This window comes from Sphingobacterium sp. UBA7249 (genome assembly GCF_002472835.1).
In the GTDB taxonomy this organism is placed as follows: Bacteria; Bacteroidota; Bacteroidia; order Sphingobacteriales; family Sphingobacteriaceae; genus Sphingobacterium; species Sphingobacterium prati.
Map to the genome: position 1 here is coordinate 139,473 of NZ_DKST01000015.1, position 17,443 is coordinate 156,915.

Sequence of the window (17,443 nt, forward strand, 5' to 3'; positions counted from 1 at the left end):
TTTATTTCATGTTAATGATTTTGTCGACTACATAAACTGTATTGCCCCGCCAGGGCAGTGCCCCATGGTACTCTTTGTAACGAAGGTCAAAATATTTACCGCTATTCAGTTCCAGTTGGCGAAATATCGAATCATCCTCAATAGAAAATTCAAATTGATTGCTGGCAATTCCACCGGTTTTGGCGCGACCAAATCCTTCTTGGATGAGTTTACCCTCGTACGTCTTAAATATATTACCTTTTTTAACAGCAAAATTTAAATAGCCTGATTTTACGCCTTCACCAAAGACATAATAGTATTTCCAATAAACATAAGACCCAAAGCCTACTAACAAAAAGAGTAATAGGACAAATAGAAATTTCTTAAAGCCTGATTTAGTCCGTTTTTGTTCCGGTAAATTTTCCATGATTCTTTACACTAGTGTTTGTTATATTGTTTCTTTTTACGTATTCAAGTTTGCGTTTGCTCAAAATATCCGTATTGCTTTTTAATTTTTCTGGAAAATAAGTAGCCATATGGAGGTTCAAGACTGTTGTCAACTGATATTGGAGCTCTGTCACAGCCTTTATAAATTCATCATACACAAGAATTCGGCCAATTATAGTCAAAGAAAAAATAAGGTGGAAAAAGTTAAGCGTATAGGCTTAAAATATTAACTGCCTGATAATCGGTTTAACGAACTAATGATGTTAGTATTTCATTGCGGATTTTAGTGATTCTTGCTAATTTTTGTAAATTTGAACAATGGATTCGTCCCAATCATATCGTAAAATTATCCACCTGGATATGGATGCTTTTTATGCATCCGTGGAGCAGCGGGATTTTCCGGAATATCGGGGCAAAGCTATCGCTGTGGGTGGCTCACCGGACGGGCGCGGGGTGGTGGCGACAGCTAGTTATGAAGCGCGTAAATTTGGCGTAAAGTCAGCGATGAGTTCCCGAAAAGCGCTTCAGCTTTGTCCGCAGATTATATTTACCCGCCCACGATTTGATGTGTATAAACAAGTTTCCTATCAAATTAGGGAGATCTTTCAGCGGTATACGGATTTAATTGAGCCTTTGTCACTCGATGAGGCCTTTTTGGACGTTACGATAGACAAACAGGGAATCGGTTCAGCTATCGACATCGCCAAAGCGATTAAAAGTGCAATCAAGGAAGAACTTAACCTGACCGTGTCTGCGGGAGTTTCAGTTAATAAATTTGTCGCCAAGATTGCCTCCGATATGGATAAGCCCAATGGTCTGACATTTATAGGCCCTTCCAAGGTGCTGAAATTTATGGAGTCCCTACCTGTGGAAAAATTCTTTGGCGTGGGAAAAGTGACTGCCAAGAAAATGCACGAGTTGGGTTTATTTACAGGTATGGATCTTAAAAAACAGCGTGAGGATGATTTGGTGCGTTGGTTTGGTAAGACCGGGCATTTTTTTTACCGTATAGTCCGGGGCATAGACGACCGGCCTGTGACTCCAAATCGAAGTAGTAAATCGGTTGGTATAGAGGATACGTTTGAGGTGGACATCGAAACCTTTGAAGAATTGAACGCTATTCTTCAAAGACTGAGCAAACAGCTTTGGGAGCGCCTTGGAAAAAAGGAAATCTTGGGCAGGACGCTGACATTGAAACTAAAGTATGCAGATTTTGTTCAGCTAACAAGAAGCGTTACATTGGATACCAGTTTTGATTCGGAAGAAAAAATCTATGCAACAGCCCATAGCCTCTTAAGTAAGATTATCTTAGCTAATAAAGTGCGGTTACTGGGAGTTTCCGTTTCTAATTTCGTGGATGAGGCGGATTTTCCAAAAGAAGGTATTCAGCTTGCTCTCTTTGAGCAGTATGGTTCGTAATAAAATTGACTACTATTTGGGGCTGTCAACGATGTGTTGGCTTGAATAAGCTTGTTACAGGTAAAATCGTGGTTATTTACCACAATTCTTTATCTTAGCTGAAATAATTAATAAACATATCCAAGAATTAATGAATACAGTATCAAGAGTGCTCTTAGGTGCATCTATTGTGTTTTTTGTGCATGATCTGACCTTTGCGCAGAAGAAATTGGATTTTGCGCAATCCTGGGGACAGAAGCAGTCTTTAACCGTGCGCACAAATCAATATCCGGGCTGGGCGGATGGAACCGCTTATCTTGAAAATGACGTCAACGATAGTCAACTCTATCAGGTCAACGTCAAATCGGGGAAGAGAAGTATCTATACGATTCCTGCCAAGGAAGGGACAGTTGTCTATGTTGAGCAAAATGATATTTTTATCAAAAATGGCTCCGGTGCAGCGAAAAAACTGACTAATTCACCTGAGGTTGCTGAACAAAATCCTACTTTATCTCCAGACGGTCAATATGTGGCCTTTACACGTAAAAGTAACTTATATAGTGTTGAGGTGAATACCGGAAAAGAATTTCAGTATACGAACGACGGTACCGATGTGATTTATAATGGCTGGTCTTCGTGGGTTTACTATGAGGAGATTTTGGGCCGCTCGACAAATTATAAAGCCTTTTGGTGGTCGCCAGATAGCAAAATGATCGCTTTTATGCGTTTTGATGATACCAAGGTGCCGATGTTTCCAATTTATTCATCCAAAGGGCAACATGGTTATCTCGAAGAAACACGTTATCCGAAGGCGGGAGACCCTAATCCTGAGGTTAAAGTGGGGATTGTACAATTGAACGGCGGTAAGGTAACCTGGGCGGATTTTAATGAAAAGGATGATCAGTATTTCGGCCAGCCTTATTGGGCATTTGATAGTAAAAATGTAATGATCCAATGGATGAACAGGGATCAGAATAACCTGAAATTCTATCAGGTCGATCCGAATACAGGGGTAAAAAAGGAGATTTACGATGAACACCAACCTTCGTGGATCAATTTGGATCATGATGAGCGCATTACGTACCTTGCTGACAATAAATATTATATTTTAAAATCGGATAAAACCGGTTGGGCACATTATTACCTGTATAAGTTGGATGGGACATTGGTGAATCCGATTACATCAGGCGATTGGCAGGTGACTGAGATCAAAAGGATAGACGAGAAAAATAAAGTAATTTATTTTACAGCGCGTAAGGAAAATTCCGCACGTTTTGATCTATATCGTGTAGATTATTCGGGTAAAAATCTGAAGCGTTTGACCTTTGGTGAATATTCACATGATGTCAACGTATCGCCTGATGGCAAGTATTTTATCACCCGATATTCCAATGTAAGTACACCGGACCGTTTTGCGTTAGTGGATAATCAAGGTAAAGTGCTGCGCCAATTGGCGAATAGCAAAGCTGCGGACTTTGATTCATATATTTATGGGAAAACGGAGTATTTGCATATCAAATCAGATGATGGTCTTTTTGATCTGCCGCTGACGATTACCTATCCAACCGATTTCGACAAATCCAAAACGTACCCTGTTGTTTTTAGTATTTATGGAGGTCCTGATGCGGGTACAGTAAAGGATACCTGGAAAGGTACCGGCAATCAGTATTGGGCGAATGAGGGTGTTATCCAGGTTTCAGCGGATCACCGGGCGTCTGGTCACTTTGGTAAACAAGGGGTTGCTTATATGCACCGTAACCTAGGGCATTGGGAAATAATCGATTATTCCACTATCGTAAAATGGCTGAAATCGCAGTCTTGGGTTGCTAAAAACAAAGTATTGATTACAGGTCATAGTTATGGCGGTTACATGACTTGTCTAGCGATGACCAAAGCAGCTGATGTATTTGACTTTGGTATTGCCGGTGCGCCTGTGACCTCTTGGGAACTCTACGATACGCATTATACCGAACGTTGGATGGATACGCCGCAGGATAATCCTGAAGGGTATAAAGCCGGGTCAGTATTGACCTATACCAACAATTACAAAGGTGTATTACGTATCATGCATGGTGATATGGATGACAATGTGCATTTGCAGAATACCACGCAGCTGGTGGATAAATTAACGAATCGAAGCGTGCCATTTGAATTGATGATCTATCCGGGCAGCCGCCACGGATTTGACCGTTCAAAAAGTAAATATGACTTTAATGAGCGTGCACGTTTCTACTATCAATATCTATTAGAGAAACCTCTTCCAAAAGAGTTTAAGTAGTAAATGCTACGGTTCTCTTCAAAATCCCTTATCTTTTGCTAGGATAAGGGATTTTTTTATTGAAAAAAATATAAAAAATATCAATTTTATAGCAGGCTAAATTGTTGAAAATTAAAAATAATGGCATCTTTGTAAAAGTTTATTTAAAGAAAAAATGATTCAATTCCTAAAGGAAAGTACTTTTGCCGTAAATGAAGTTTTTAATAAATCGTTGGAGCTACTTAAAAAGCATTATTTTTCTGTTGCCGGCCTTTGTTTTTTACTGTTTATAACCTCTGGTTTATCCAATTTTTTGGCCACCACGATCAGTGATTTCAATGTGGTATTGAGTGGTTTTATGGCCTTCTTTTTCATGGTGATGTATTTTGGGCTGAATCTCACCTTATTCAAATACATTCTCAATCTAATCGATGGCAATCAGGATAAAAAATTGATCCATTGTATCCCTAGCAGCAAGGAGCTTATCTATTTTTTTGGTGCGATGTTAAGTATTATGGTACTTTCTATTGCACTATTATTACTATTGGGAGCCGTATCGCTTCCGTTTCTGTATATATTTGAAAATGGAGAAAATCGTGCTGAACTCATGGGTAAGTTTACTGTTTTTGTGGTTTTCATCGCAGCAGTATTGACTTTTATATTGATTATTCGTGTGGCATTTTATCCCTTCTTTATCATTGATAAACATGCGGGAACATTTAAGTCACTACGGTTTAGTTTTGCGCTGACCAAGGGGAATGTATTCAAATTATTATTGATCTTGGCGGTATTTGCTTTTTTTCAATTATTGCAGATGTATTTTAATTTTTTAGAATATTACATAATTTTTATTATTTTGAACCTTGTGAGTTCATTCTTGGTGGTACCTTTGGCCTGTATTGTTGTTTCGGTTGCTTACCGGGAGATGATGTCGGACTACCACGGTGGGGAGGATCCAAAGATTTTGAATAATATATTTTAATAAAGAGAGAAGGTTTTGAGTAAAAAAGGAATTGCCATTTTAGGGGCAACGGGTAGTGTCGGCACACAAGCCTTGGATGTTATTAGAGCCTTTCCGGATAAGTTTGAAGCAGTTGTTTTGACTTGCGGCAGCAACGGCGAGCTGTTGATCAAACAGGCGTTAGAGTTTAAACCAAAATCGGTCGTCGTGACCGATCCGATCGAATATAAAAAGGTTAAAGAGGCCTTGGCATCTCAGGAGACGACTGTCTTATACGGTGAGGAGGGATTGATTGAAGTGGTGCAATATACCGAGATCAGCATTGTGTTAAATGCTATTGTGGGGTCTGCAGGTTTAAAACCTACAGTCGTAGCCATCCGATCCAGAAAAGATATTGCTTTGGCCAATAAAGAAACCCTTGTGGTGGCCGGCGAGTTGATTATGACTCTGGTCAAAGAATACGGTGTAAGCATGTTACCTGTAGATTCTGAACATTCGGCCATCTTCCAATGTTTGGTCGGTGAAGACCAAAACCCCATTGAGAAAATTTATGTGACAGCATCTGGGGGGCCTTTCCGCGGAAAAAAAAGAGAAGAGTTGCTGCATGTAACGAAAGTGCAAGCGTTAAAACATCCCAATTGGTCTATGGGGGCCAAAATCACTATAGATTCCGCTTCTTTGATGAACAAAGGTCTTGAGGTGATCGAGGCGAAATGGCTTTTTGATCTTTCGATCGATCAGGTTGATGTCATTGTACATCCAGAGTCGATTGTACATTCCCTGGTCCAATTTAAGGATGGCTCCATGAAAGCACAAATGGGGGTTCCGGATATGAAATTGCCTATTCAATATGCCTTGACTTATCCTGCCCGATTCGAAAATAATTTTGAGCGGTTCAATTTTATGGACTATCCAACGCTACATTTTGAAAAAGCGGATCGGGAAACATTTCGGAACTTGGCGCTGGCTTATGAAACGCTTCGTGCTGGCGGAAATAAGTCTTGTATATTGAACGCTGCAAATGAGGTAGTTGTAGGCGCTTTTTTAGCCGATAAGATCGGATTCCTGGAAATGAGCGATGTCATCGAGCGTACACTGGAGAAGGTAGGATTTATAGCCAATCCGACATTAGAAGACTACTTGGAGACTGATCGCTTAGCACGGTCGATAACAAAAGAAATAATCAAAGATTAAATATAGAAAGCATACATGGGCGTTTTAATTATGGTCGGACAAGTGATTTTAGGCTTGTCAATTTTAATTGTTCTACATGAGTTAGGACATTTTTTAGCAGCACGTGCATTTGGAATTAAAGTGGAGAAATTCTATTTATTCTTTGATGCCTGGGGAGTGAAATTGTTTAAGTTCAATTATAAAGGCTGTGAGTACGGTATTGGCTGGTTACCTTTGGGTGGCTATGTGAAGATTGCCGGCATGATCGACGAGTCAATGGATACGGAACAGTTGAAAGGCGAACCTCAACCTTGGGAGTTTCGTTCGAAACCCGCATGGCAACGCTTGATCGTGATGCTGGGCGGTATTATTGTTAATATTATCGTGGGTATCCTGGTTTTTTGGATGTTGACCTTTAAAATGGGCAATACAGATATCAGGATGGATCAGCTCGTGAACGGTATTGTCCCGGGATCTATTGGTGAATCCATTGGTCTTAAGGCAGGTGATAAAGTTATTGCTATCGACGGACATCGCGTGGAAAACTACTCCGAGTTAATCAGTTCGAAAGTGATAATGGGCGGTGTAGCCCTTACGATAGAACGTGATGGTGCAACAAAAGAAATTAAGGTACCAGCAGACTTACTGAATACTTTGTCAGATAAAAAAGGAGAAAAGTTTATTGAACCACGTGTGAAAACAACAAGCGTGGCGCAAGTGGCCCCTGGATCAGTGGCCAACAAAATGGGCTTTGCAAAAGGGGATAGCATTGTTGCCGTAAACGATATTCAGGTACCTTTCTTTGATCAGTTTAGGGGATTAATTAAAGCAAATGTCAATAAAGCTGTTGTCATTAAAGTAAATCGTGCTGGAGCTGAGGTTCCTTTGCAAGGTACTGTACCAGCGGATGCTATGTTAGGTATTGGTATCAATCATGATTATTCAATTAAATCGTTTACAACACATTATACCCTCATGGAGGCTTTTCCGATCGGTGCTAAGAAAGCATTTACGGTAATTACGGATAATGCCAAGGGTTTCGGGAAAATTTTCAAAGGTGAGGTACGGGCGGATAAAGCACTATCTGGTCCTATTGGTATTGCTACCTTGTTTGGTACCGAAGTGGATTGGATTCGTTTTTGGTCTTTGGTCGGGATGCTTTCAATGGCACTTGCATTTATGAATTTATTGCCTATTCCGGCACTGGATGGCGGTCACGTCTTGTTCTTATTGATTGAGATGATCCAAGGCAAACCTTTGAGCGAAAAATTTCTTGAAAAGGCACAAATGGTGGGATTCTTTATCCTTTTGGGGCTCATGGTATTTATATTTGGAAATGATATTTTTAAGTTGTTCAAATAACCTAAGTGGTACAATATTGTCTTGCATATTCGCTAGTACAAGATGAATATTGATACGATCATTGTACGCGCGACAACTTGATATCGAATCGTGTAGGCGAATTGTTGAAAACAAAAAACATGGATCAAATCCATCGTCTCGATGGCCTCAACGCTCATAGAGTAGAGAGGAGAATCAATAATTCAACAAAAAATAGGGGAGTTTTCTTTTGGAAAACTCCTTTTTTATTTCTTACATTTGAACATGGACGGAAGAAATAGAGCAGACGTAAAGCCCGGAATGTTGGTCAATATTATTTTAAAAAAAGACCAACGTAGTGGAAATCTTACAGAAGGTATTGTAAAAGATTTATTGACATCTTCATCTTATCATTCCAGAGGTATTAAAGTAAGACTGACTGATGGCCAGGTGGGGCGAGTGGCCGAAATTATTGAGGATGACTTTTAACGATATTATATCGTTAAATCAAATCTGTCAACAAGTGCAAGGATCTGAATATAATGTCCCAAAGACAATTTCTACCTATTGATATTCTTTTTTATTCGATCTGAACTCTGTTATAAGCGAATTACAATGTATTTTTTTAAATAAGGTTTGCATATTAACATAATTCTTGCTAACTTATTTCCAGTTTTTTTATTTTATTACGTATTTATAGAATTTTATTGTATTAATTAGTAGCATGACATCTTTTTCGAATGGATACCAAAAGTAAATGTAAGATTGTCTACGCAGATGATGCGATGATCCATCATGTGATGATGAAGGCTATGGCCCAATCCCATTCTTTGGAATTAGTGTATTGCGCTTCCAACGGCAGAGATCTCATCGACTATCTGATTGAACATAAAAAAGCACTACCAGAGGTGTGTATACTGGATTTGCACATGCCGATCTTAAACGGTATCGAAACCGCAAAAATAGTCAGGGATAAATTTCCTTCCATTCGTATATTTGGCCTGACCTCGAGTAGTGATGAAATCGAACGTATTGAAATGTTGGCGGGAGGCGCCGAGCAGATCTTTTCGAAGGAGGAGATGGCTGAATTGCTGCAACAGTTAAATGCATAAAAAAGCCTAACAATTTGTTAGGCTTTTTCGTTATTTTCCAAAGCTTCTTTAAACTTTAGGAGCCTGACCCATGCGGGGCATTTGCTCAGATCTTTTTTCCATAGTCCAACATGAATAAAACTCGTGCTGATAAATCGTTCTACATCAAAAACTTGCATATCTTGTTGTATTTCCAGCGATTTGGGTAGCTCCCGAGAGCGAAAATATTCTTGTAATTCTTCTGGTGTCATAAGACAAAAATAGCTTTTTAAATCATTATCTCCAACCGCCACCTAGAGAACGGTAGAGGTCCACGAAGCCATCCAAATGCTGCTGGCGTAATTCGACAAGGTCTAAATCGCTATCCAGGGCATTGCTCTGAGCGGTGATCACCTCGAGGTAAGTTGCATAACCACTTTTGAAGAGTAGATTTGCATTCTTCACCGCGAGGTGCGCATTATCCACTCTTTGCCTTGCCAGTTCCAGCTGTTCACGCTGTTTGTCGACGGTTACTACAGCATTGGAGACTTCAGCAACGGCTTCAACCACTTTCTGTTGAAGCAGGATTTCGGCCTTATCTCGTTCCAGTCTAGCAACTTCATATTCTGTTTTTAGTGTTTTGTTTTTGAAAATGGGTGTGGTCAGATTGCCAGTGATGCCACCTAATAAAGCGCCGGGGATATTGAACCAATTTCTGGGAAGCATAGCGTTTACCCCCAATACTCCACCGATGTTGAGCGAAGGATAACGCATAGCCTGCTGAATATTGGCGTTCGCATTAGCGGCCATCAATTGAAACTCGGCCGAACGTATATCTGGACGATTTCTTACAATTTCGATGGGTGAACCGAGTGAGATGTCTTTGCTTTCAGCAAAAAGGTGTTCATATGAAGTCCCGCGCCTGATGCTATCCGGAAGTCTTCCAGTTAACGTCTGAAGTGCATTCTCTTGAATTACAATCTGCTTTTCCAATTCTGGTACGAGCGAGGCGGCAAGCAAGCGTTGCGATTCGGTTTGTTGTATGGCCAGCGCTGTAATCTCACCGGCATTGTATTGAAGTTTGATCATGCGTAATGTACTGTCATTCAATTGGACATTGCGTTTGGCCACTTCAATCTTGGCATCTAACATCAAAAGATTGAAGTAACCTTTGGCAACAGCAGTGATGATATTGGTTTGAATTGCATTTTTCGCTTCCTGTGTATCCAAATATTCAGCAAGGAGTTGTTCTTGTTTGCTGCTGATCTTTTTCCAGATGTCTATCTCCCAGCTAAAACTGATATCTGATCCAAATTGAGATTGGTAAACAAACATATTTTCCCTTGCTTTTTCGCCCTTACGCTCATAGTATTTTGTCAATGGCCCGCTTCCAAAATCTTTGGATCGCCAAGTACGGCTGCCATTGGCAATGGTTGCATTGACACTTGGTAAATAGTTCGATTTATTCTGTGCCAAGACCCTCGTGGAGATTTGAAGATTGAGCAATGCAGTTTTCATCTCGAAGTTATTGGCTAAAGCAGAGTCGATTAGCAGTTTGAGGGTGGGATCATGGAAAAACGATTTCCAATGAATAAGACCCATGCTTGACGTATCACCAAAATAATCCAGTGTATCACCACGGAAGGTGTTGGGAAGTTTTAGCTTGGGCTGAACATAGTCTTTGCCAACTTTACAGGCATTCATTAATATCAATAGGCCCGCAGCTACACATAGTGCTGAAATGTATTTTCTTATGTTCTTCATTCTTCTTCTTTAGCTAATTTATCCTGTAATTTCTCATCCAAACCTTTGAAGACAACAAAGAGTACCGGAATAATAAAAATGCCAAACGCAACGCCTAGCAGCATGCCGCCCGCGGCGCTAAAGCTAATCGAGTGATTACCGATAGCCGAGGGGCCAACTGTCCACATCAATGGAACGAGACCTGCAACAAATGCGAGACTGGTCATTAAAATCGGTCTTAACCTTAATTTTGAGCCGCTGACTGCCGCTTCGACAATGGTTTTCCCATTTTTGCGCTCTTGGATGGCAAACTCGACAATGAGGATTGCATTTTTAGCCAATAGGCCGATCAGCATGATCAAGCCCACCTGTACATAGATGTTATTCTGCAAGCCGACAAGATTGATCACTGAAAAAACACCGATCAAACCCACAGGTATTGACAACAAAACCGCCCAAGGCAAAATATAGCTTTCATACTGTGCAGCGAGCAGAAAGTAAACAAACAAGATACTTAGTGCAAAGATCAGGATGGTCTGTGAGCCTGATTGACTCTCCTCATAACTCATTCCCGTCCATTCAAAGCCATAGTTGCCGGGGAGCTCCTGGTCAGCTAGCTTTTGGATCGCTTGCATGGCGTCATCGGTGCTGTATCCTTCAGCCGGTGTTATATTGACTGAAATAGCATTGTATAGATTATACCGGGTGATGGTTTCGGGCCCAACCGTTTTTTCTAATGTCAATATGGTGTTGATGGGTACCATCTCACCTTTGTTGTTCCGTACGAAAATTGAATTGAAAGACTCGGGGTCTTTACGGAAGTCAAAATCCGACTGCACGTAGACACGATATTGACGACCGAAACGATTAAAGTCACTGGCTTGTACCCGTGCAAAATAGGAGCGGATCGTGGACATGAGATCTTTGATCTCAACGCCAAGTGATTTCGCTTTTACAGCGTCAATGTTCACCTCGTATTGTGGGAAATTGGATTTAAAGCTGGTGTAAGCGCTCCGGATTTCCGGACGGGTATTCAACTGGCTAATGAAAGTATCCGCAATGGTATTAAAGTCCCTTACGTCACCGCCCATGCGATCTTGTAAAACCATCTCAATGCCCGCAAAATCACCAAATCCCTGTACGGTCGGTCTTGGGAAGACTGTGAACGTAGCCTCATTAATTTGAGCCAAATCATTCCTGATGGTGTCCATAAAAGCATTGATATTTTTAATATGCTCGCGCTTAGCATGCGGCTTAAGTGTAATGTAACCTGCAGCAAATGCAGGGCTTGAACTACCATCCAAGGCGTTGAATCCAGATACCGTTGTCATTCCTTCAATATCTTTTCTTTTTTTCAGTATGCTGTCGGCACGATGGAGGACTTCTGTCGTCCGGCTTAGCGAGGCTCCTGGAGGCAGCGCGATGTTGTAAGTGATAAATCCATCATCTTCTGTTGGGATAAAACTCTTTGGCGTTTTGACCATCAAAACGACTCCGATTGCGGTAATCAATATCAAACCTATCCAGGCTACTTTTTTGTGATTAATCAACCACTGCACGATGGATACATACCGGGCAGTCAGATGATCAAAAGAAGTGTTGAATGCTTTAAAGAAACGATCTTTGAATTGATTAATTTTGGATTTATGTTTTTCTTCGTTCTGATGTTTTGGGGCTTTGAGTAGGAGTGCACATAAGGCAGGACTCAATGTCAATGCATTTAATGCCGATATTAAAATCGCAGTTGCCAGTGTATAAGCAAATTGTCGGTAAAAGATACCAGCAGGTCCCTCCATAAAGCCAACAGGCAAAAATACGGCTGCCATGACCATGGTAATGGACAGTATCGCACCGGTAATTTCTGACATTGTCGATAATGTTGCTGCTTTAGGTTTTAATCCTGTGCTGTGCATTTTCTCATGTATCGCCTCCACAACAACAATAGCATCATCCACAACAATACCAATGGCAAGCACCAAGGCAAACATCGTCAATACATTGAGCGAGAAGCCAAACAGCTGTAGGAAAAAGAAAGTACCTACCAAAGAAACGGGTATTGCAATCGCTGGAATCAAGGTAGACCGAAAATCTTGTAGGAAGATGAAAACAATGATAAATACCAGAATAAATGCTTCGAAAAGGGTGTGTTCAACCTGATTGATGGATTCATCAATCTGGTCACGCACGGAGTAAGTCACTTCATAATGTAATCCCTTAGGGAATGTCTTAGCTTGCTCTTCGAGTACCTTTCGGACGGCAATATCTATATCGTGGGCGTTAGAACCACTGGTTTGTGTCAGATTGAGGGTCAGCCCGGGATGACCATTAACTTTATTGTCGCTACTGAGATTTGTTGCGCCAAATTCTACCCGCGCAACGTCCTTTAGGTAGAGGACCGACCCATCATTGTTTGTCTTGATGACAATATGCTGGAATTCTTCGGGGGTTGTAAAGCGCCCTTTGTGTCGAATCACGGTTTCAAATGCTTCGTCAGAAGTTTCCCCAAATTTACCCGGAGCGATTTCAAAGTTTTGATCTTTGATGGAGTTCATAATATCTTGGGGAACCAAATTATAGAGTGCTAATTTTTCAGGATTTAGCCAAAGCCGCATCGCATAATCCCTTGCACCGAGACGGGATACTTGCGCTACCCCGTCGACACGCAATAAGGGCCGCATGAGATTGATCTGTGCGTAGGCCTGCAAGAAAGTCTCGTCGTAGGCCTTATCTTGATGATCTGAATAGAGATTAATGGTCATGATAACCCCCGTCTGACGTGGCATAACGGTAATCCCGGCCTCATTTACTTCGGCAGGAATAGCGCTAATGGCTTTTGAAATGCGGGTTTGCACATTCACTGAGGCAATGTCTGGATTTGTTCCAGTTTTGAAATAGACGGATACACTTCCCGAACCAGAATTGGAGGCAGAAGATTTAATGTACGTCATGTCTTCAACACCGTTGATGGCCTCTTCAATGGGCAGTAAAACACTTTTTGCTACCGTCTCCGCGTTGGCACCCGGATAACTCAGTGATACCAGGACACTCGGCGGTGCGATTTCAGGAAAGCGGGATACAGGAAGTAATTTCAACCCCACCAAACCCAATATGACTAAAATGATAGAAATGACCGTCGCTAAAACAGGTCTATTTATAAAGGTTTTTAACATACATAAGAATTTTAGACATACCAAGGGCAAACCTGAAAATAGGCTGCCATAAATACGTGAAGAGTGCGTTAATTATTTTTGTGGAATAGGGGCTACCATCGAACCATCGGTTAGTTTGTCAAATCCGCTGGTAATGATACGGTCGTTTTCCTTTAGACCTGATGCCACAATGTAATTGCCCTTACTTTTGCCCGAAAGTTGGATATTCCGCCGTTGCGTTTTATTGTTTTTGTCTAATATGTAGACAAACGTTTTATCCTGCAATTCGTTGATGGCAATCTGTGGGATCTGGAGAACATTCTTTTTTACTTCGGCAATTTTTTTTGTTACCCCTCTTCCTTTAACGAAAAAATTTTTTTTTTTTTTTAAAAATGTANNTTGTCTTGGTTCTGAAAAGTTGCACGTAAAGAAATCGCGCCGGTGGTTCGGTTGATTTGTCCATTGACGGCATCGACAGTTCCTTTCTTTGCATATTCTTCGCCATCTGCGAGAACTAATGTGACTTGGGGGAAAACCAGTTTTTGGTTGTGGTTGTACTTCTTGCCCTCAACACTGTCTTTTTTTGCCTGTGCTTTTGAAAAATATAGGAAATCAGATTCGTTCATCGAAAAATATACATAGACCTCTTGGATATCGGAAAGGTAGGTGAGGGGCTCCTTATCACCTTTGGATACTAAATTGCCCACACGTTTTGGTATCCTTCCGATATACCCACTTACAGGAGCGGTAATGATGGTAAAGTCTTTGCTGATCTGTGCGGATCGTACAGCAGCTATGGCCTGATCTAAGGTTGCTTTGGCGACTTGATAGTCAGATTTGGCCGAGGCCAGTTTTACATCTGAAATGACGTCATTTTGAACCAATGGCTTCAAACGGTCTACCTCCAACTGCGCATTTTTTAGTTTGGCCCGCGCAACCTGTTCCGTAGCAACCATATTGTTAAGGTTTTCTTGATAAGTAGAAGGATCTACTTTAAATAGCTTTTGTCCTTTTTGTACAAAAGATCCTTCATCGACATAGATTTCTTGCAATAAGCCCTCAACCTGCGGCCTGACTTCTACATTGACTTTTCCTTCGATGGTACCCAAATAATCTTTGATCGTGGTCGCATCTGATTTTACAACAGTATACACTGGTAAGGCTACGGGTTTTTCATTGACATTATTTTCTTTGGAGGAACTTGAAGAACAACTTACCTGGGTGGCTAAGACTGAACAAATCAATAAGGAGACGCTGAAAATAGATAATGTTTTTTTCTTCACAATGCTTGATTAAATTTATGATATATGTGCTATTTGTAATAATACTATTACAACATATAACGCCAAATAGTTTAATTATTGTGCAAATTAACATTTGTTAACGTTTCAATTTATAGTTAATAACAGTTCAATTAATAATCAAGTATATATTATTTTAGCTTTAAGTCGTTGTTTTTCAGGAGGTATCAATGAGTCAGGGCAGGCAGGATCTGGGGGGATATCAAACCGTTATTGAGTGGAATAAAGATGGGGAAGTAAAACACAGATCAAATAGAATGAGCTCGATAAAATAAACGAGCTCATCAACTTATTACAACAACTTCAAGCTTTTTAAGGGGCTTTTTCAGTACCAGGCTTTGTCTAAACCTCTAGAATTTAAGGTGTTTTACCGTCAGCCCGTTATTGATAAGCTGTTTCAAAGCGTCAATCCCTATGCTGATATGTTCCTCAACATACTTGGCTGTAACCGTAACATCACTAACGGATGTTTTTACTCCTTCCGGAACCATAGGTTGGTCAGAAACCAACAGCAAAGCGCCTGTTGGAATCTTGTTGGCAAAACCGACACTGAATATTGTCGCTGTTTCCATATCGACACACATGGCACGGATAGACTTCAGGTACTTTTTAAAAGCTTTGTCATGTTCCCATACTCTCCTGTTGGTCGTATATACCGTCCCGGTCCAATAATCCCGTTGGTGGTCACGAATTGTTGTGGAGATCGCTTTCTGCATGGCAAAGGCTGGTAGTGAGGGTACCTCTGGTGGAAAGTAATCATTCGATGTCCCTTCGCCACGGATCGCCGCGATAGGCAGGATCAGTTCGCCTACAGGAATTTTCTTTTTAATACCACCTGTCTTGCCCAAAAATAGAACCGCCTTAGGTGCAATGGCGGATAGCAGATCCATAATGGTTGCGGCCATCGGGCTACCCATTCCAAAATTGATGATGGTAATGCCTCCAGCAGTAACGGATTGCATGGGCTTGTCCTCACCGTAGATAGGGGCATTGTCATGCATTTCCGAAAATAGTTGGATATATTTTGAAAAGTTTGTCAGGAGGATGTACTCCCCAAATTCTTCTAGGGGTCTTCCGGTATAACGCGGAAGCCAATTGTTTACGATCTCTTCTTTTGTTTTTAAACCTGGCGTTATCGGGCTATTTACTGTATTTTTTGTGCTTTTCTTTGTCATAGTCATTTCATTTTAATTTCACGAATTTCTTACCTGTCTATCAACATTCCGTTATGGCTATGTTATTAATGTAATATAAGATTTTAAATTCTTTTTTATCCTATTTTACCTTATTTAAGCGTTTTTGATGATCGAATATTGCTGTGTAAGTGTGATAACAGCTCAGTGAGAAGGTTCAATAGGTAAAAAAAAATCCCGTTCAGCGAACGGGATTTTTTTTAAGCGACTTTAAGCTTTTTCAGATCGGATTTTTCGAATTTTTTCTTCGCATAATCCAAGGTGATTTCCAAGCTTTTCTGTCCCGTTTGCTCTTTGGTTGATGGCATTTCAAACATGGCGTCCAGCATGATTGCTTCGCAGATACTGCGTAGCCCTCTGGCTCCAAGTTTAAATTCATCAGCTTTATCTACAATAAAAGTATATACGTCGGCATCAAATTTCAGTTCGACACCTTCATACTCAAATAATTTTTTGTATTGTTTTACCAACGCATTCCTTGGCTCTGTTAAAATACTCAACAAGGTTTCCTTATCCAATGGATTTAAATAAGTCAACACCGGAAGGCGCCCAATTAATTCTGGAATTAATCCAAAGTTTTTAAGATCTTGAGGTGTAATATACTTGTATAGATTGTTCAAGTCAATTTCCTCTTCATCTTCATTCATCTTATAACCTACAGTCTGAGTGCGCAAACGGTTTGCAATTTTCTTTTGGATACCATCGAATGCACCGCCACAGATAAATAGGATATTGCTGGTATTGACCGCAATCATTTTTTGGTCCGGATGCTTACGGCCGCCCTGAGGTGGAACATTCACAACCGTGCCTTCCAAGATCTTTAATAGCGCCTGTTGCACACCTTCACCCGACACATCACGTGTGATGGAAGGGTTATCGCTTTTACGCGCAATTTTATCAATCTCATCGATATAGATGATACCACGTTCTGCTGAAGCAACATCGTAATCGGCCGCCTGAAGCAAGCGTGTCAAAATACTTTCCACATCTTCCCCTACATATCCTGCCTCGGTTAGTACTGTGGCATCAACAATACAGAAAGGAACGTTCAATATTTTGGCAACAGTCTTCGCCAACAATGTTTTACCGGTACCCGTCTCACCAACGATAATCAGATTGGATTTTTCGATTTCAATTTCGTCTTTATCCACTTTTTGATTTAGACGTTTATAGTGATTATAAACGGCCACCGAAATTACTTTCTTTGCATCATCTTGACCGATTACATACTGATCCAAGTGCGTTTTGATCTCTTGGGGACGTATTAATTTTAATGCAGTCTGTAAAGTCTTGCTTTTCCGTTGTTTTAATTCTTCTGCCAAGATTTCTCCTGCTTGTTGGATACATCTATCACAGATGTGTGCTCCATTTCCAGCAATGAGCATCTGAGCTTCATTTTTGCTTATTCCACAAAACGAACAATGAATGTCTCTATCGTTATTCTTCGCCATC

At 40.7% G+C, this 17,443-nt stretch carries 15 protein-coding genes; 7 read left to right on the plus strand and 8 right to left on the minus strand.

Annotated features, from left to right (window positions below):
• Nucleotide 1: 1 nt before the first annotated feature.
• On the minus strand, nucleotides 2–406 hold the full coding sequence (locus tag B4A24_RS11325) for a hypothetical protein (protein ID WP_293945002.1): 405 nt from the start codon (nucleotides 404–406) through the stop codon (nucleotides 2–4).
• A 338-nt stretch (nucleotides 407–744) separates the two neighbouring features.
• On the opposite strand from B4A24_RS11325, the gene dinB reads away from it, so the two are divergent.
• The 7 genes from dinB (at nucleotide 745) to B4A24_RS11360 (ending at nucleotide 8,647) form a co-directional block, all read left to right on the plus strand.
• Entirely contained in the window at nucleotides 745–1,845 is a 1,101-nt protein-coding gene (gene dinB, locus B4A24_RS11330; protein ID WP_293945004.1) for a DNA polymerase IV, read from the plus strand.
• Between the two features lie 130 nt (nucleotides 1,846–1,975).
• Entirely contained in the window at nucleotides 1,976–4,102 is a 2,127-nt protein-coding gene (locus B4A24_RS11335) for a S9 family peptidase (protein WP_293945005.1), read from the plus strand.
• Between the two features lie 154 nt (nucleotides 4,103–4,256).
• Nucleotides 4,257–5,063, plus strand: coding sequence for a beta-carotene 15,15'-monooxygenase (locus tag B4A24_RS11340; RefSeq protein ID WP_293945007.1), 807 nt, complete (start codon nucleotides 4,257–4,259; stop codon nucleotides 5,061–5,063).
• A 15-nt stretch (nucleotides 5,064–5,078) separates the two neighbouring features.
• Nucleotides 5,079–6,236 carry a 1-deoxy-D-xylulose-5-phosphate reductoisomerase gene (locus B4A24_RS11345; RefSeq protein WP_293945009.1) on the plus strand — a complete coding sequence of 386 codons (1,158 nt, stop codon included), beginning with the start codon at nucleotides 5,079–5,081 and terminating at the stop codon, nucleotides 6,234–6,236.
• A 15-nt stretch (nucleotides 6,237–6,251) separates the two neighbouring features.
• On the plus strand, nucleotides 6,252–7,577 hold the full coding sequence (gene rseP, locus B4A24_RS11350) for an RIP metalloprotease RseP (protein ID WP_293945011.1): 1,326 nt from the start codon (nucleotides 6,252–6,254) through the stop codon (nucleotides 7,575–7,577).
• A gap of 243 nt (nucleotides 7,578–7,820) precedes the next feature.
• The gene (locus B4A24_RS11355; protein ID WP_104382499.1) at nucleotides 7,821–8,024 is read left to right on the plus strand and encodes a YwbE family protein; all 204 of its coding nucleotides are present in this window, start codon (nucleotides 7,821–7,823) and stop codon (nucleotides 8,022–8,024) included.
• A 251-nt stretch (nucleotides 8,025–8,275) separates the two neighbouring features.
• Entirely contained in the window at nucleotides 8,276–8,647 is a 372-nt protein-coding gene (locus B4A24_RS11360; RefSeq protein WP_293945014.1) for a response regulator, read from the plus strand.
• Nucleotides 8,648–8,664: 17 nt separating this feature from the next.
• On the opposite strand, the gene B4A24_RS11365 is transcribed toward B4A24_RS11360, so the two are convergent.
• The 7 genes from B4A24_RS11365 to clpX all read right to left on the minus strand — a co-directional run bounded on the left by B4A24_RS11365 (nucleotide 8,665) and on the right by clpX (nucleotide 17,442).
• Nucleotides 8,665–8,877 carry a DUF6965 family protein gene (locus B4A24_RS11365; RefSeq protein ID WP_172394512.1) on the minus strand — a complete coding sequence of 71 codons (213 nt, stop codon included), beginning with the start codon at nucleotides 8,875–8,877 and terminating at the stop codon, nucleotides 8,665–8,667.
• A gap of 25 nt (nucleotides 8,878–8,902) precedes the next feature.
• A complete protein-coding gene (locus B4A24_RS11370; protein ID WP_293945015.1) occupies nucleotides 8,903–10,369 on the minus strand; it encodes an efflux transporter outer membrane subunit in 1,467 nt (488 codons plus the stop codon).
• Nucleotides 10,366–13,518, minus strand: a complete 3,153-nt coding sequence (locus B4A24_RS11375) for an efflux RND transporter permease subunit (protein ID WP_293945016.1) — start codon at nucleotides 13,516–13,518, stop codon at nucleotides 10,366–10,368. The genes B4A24_RS11370 and B4A24_RS11375 overlap by 4 nt, the downstream gene beginning before the upstream one ends.
• A 72-nt stretch (nucleotides 13,519–13,590) precedes the next feature.
• Nucleotides 13,591–13,782: a hypothetical protein gene (locus tag B4A24_RS11380; protein WP_293945017.1), complete on the minus strand. Its 192-nt coding sequence runs from the start codon at nucleotides 13,780–13,782 to the stop codon at nucleotides 13,591–13,593.
• A gap of 101 nt (nucleotides 13,783–13,883) precedes the next feature.
• Nucleotides 13,884–14,780 carry an efflux RND transporter periplasmic adaptor subunit gene (locus tag B4A24_RS11385; RefSeq protein WP_293945019.1) on the minus strand — a complete coding sequence of 299 codons (897 nt, stop codon included), beginning with the start codon at nucleotides 14,778–14,780 and terminating at the stop codon, nucleotides 13,884–13,886.
• A gap of 368 nt (nucleotides 14,781–15,148) precedes the next feature.
• A complete protein-coding gene (locus B4A24_RS11390; RefSeq protein WP_293945020.1) occupies nucleotides 15,149–15,973 on the minus strand; it encodes an AMP nucleosidase in 825 nt (274 codons plus the stop codon).
• Between the two features lie 218 nt (nucleotides 15,974–16,191).
• A complete protein-coding gene (gene clpX, locus B4A24_RS11395) occupies nucleotides 16,192–17,442 on the minus strand; it encodes an ATP-dependent Clp protease ATP-binding subunit ClpX (protein WP_172394508.1) in 1,251 nt (416 codons plus the stop codon).
• Nucleotide 17,443: the final 1 nt, after the last annotated feature.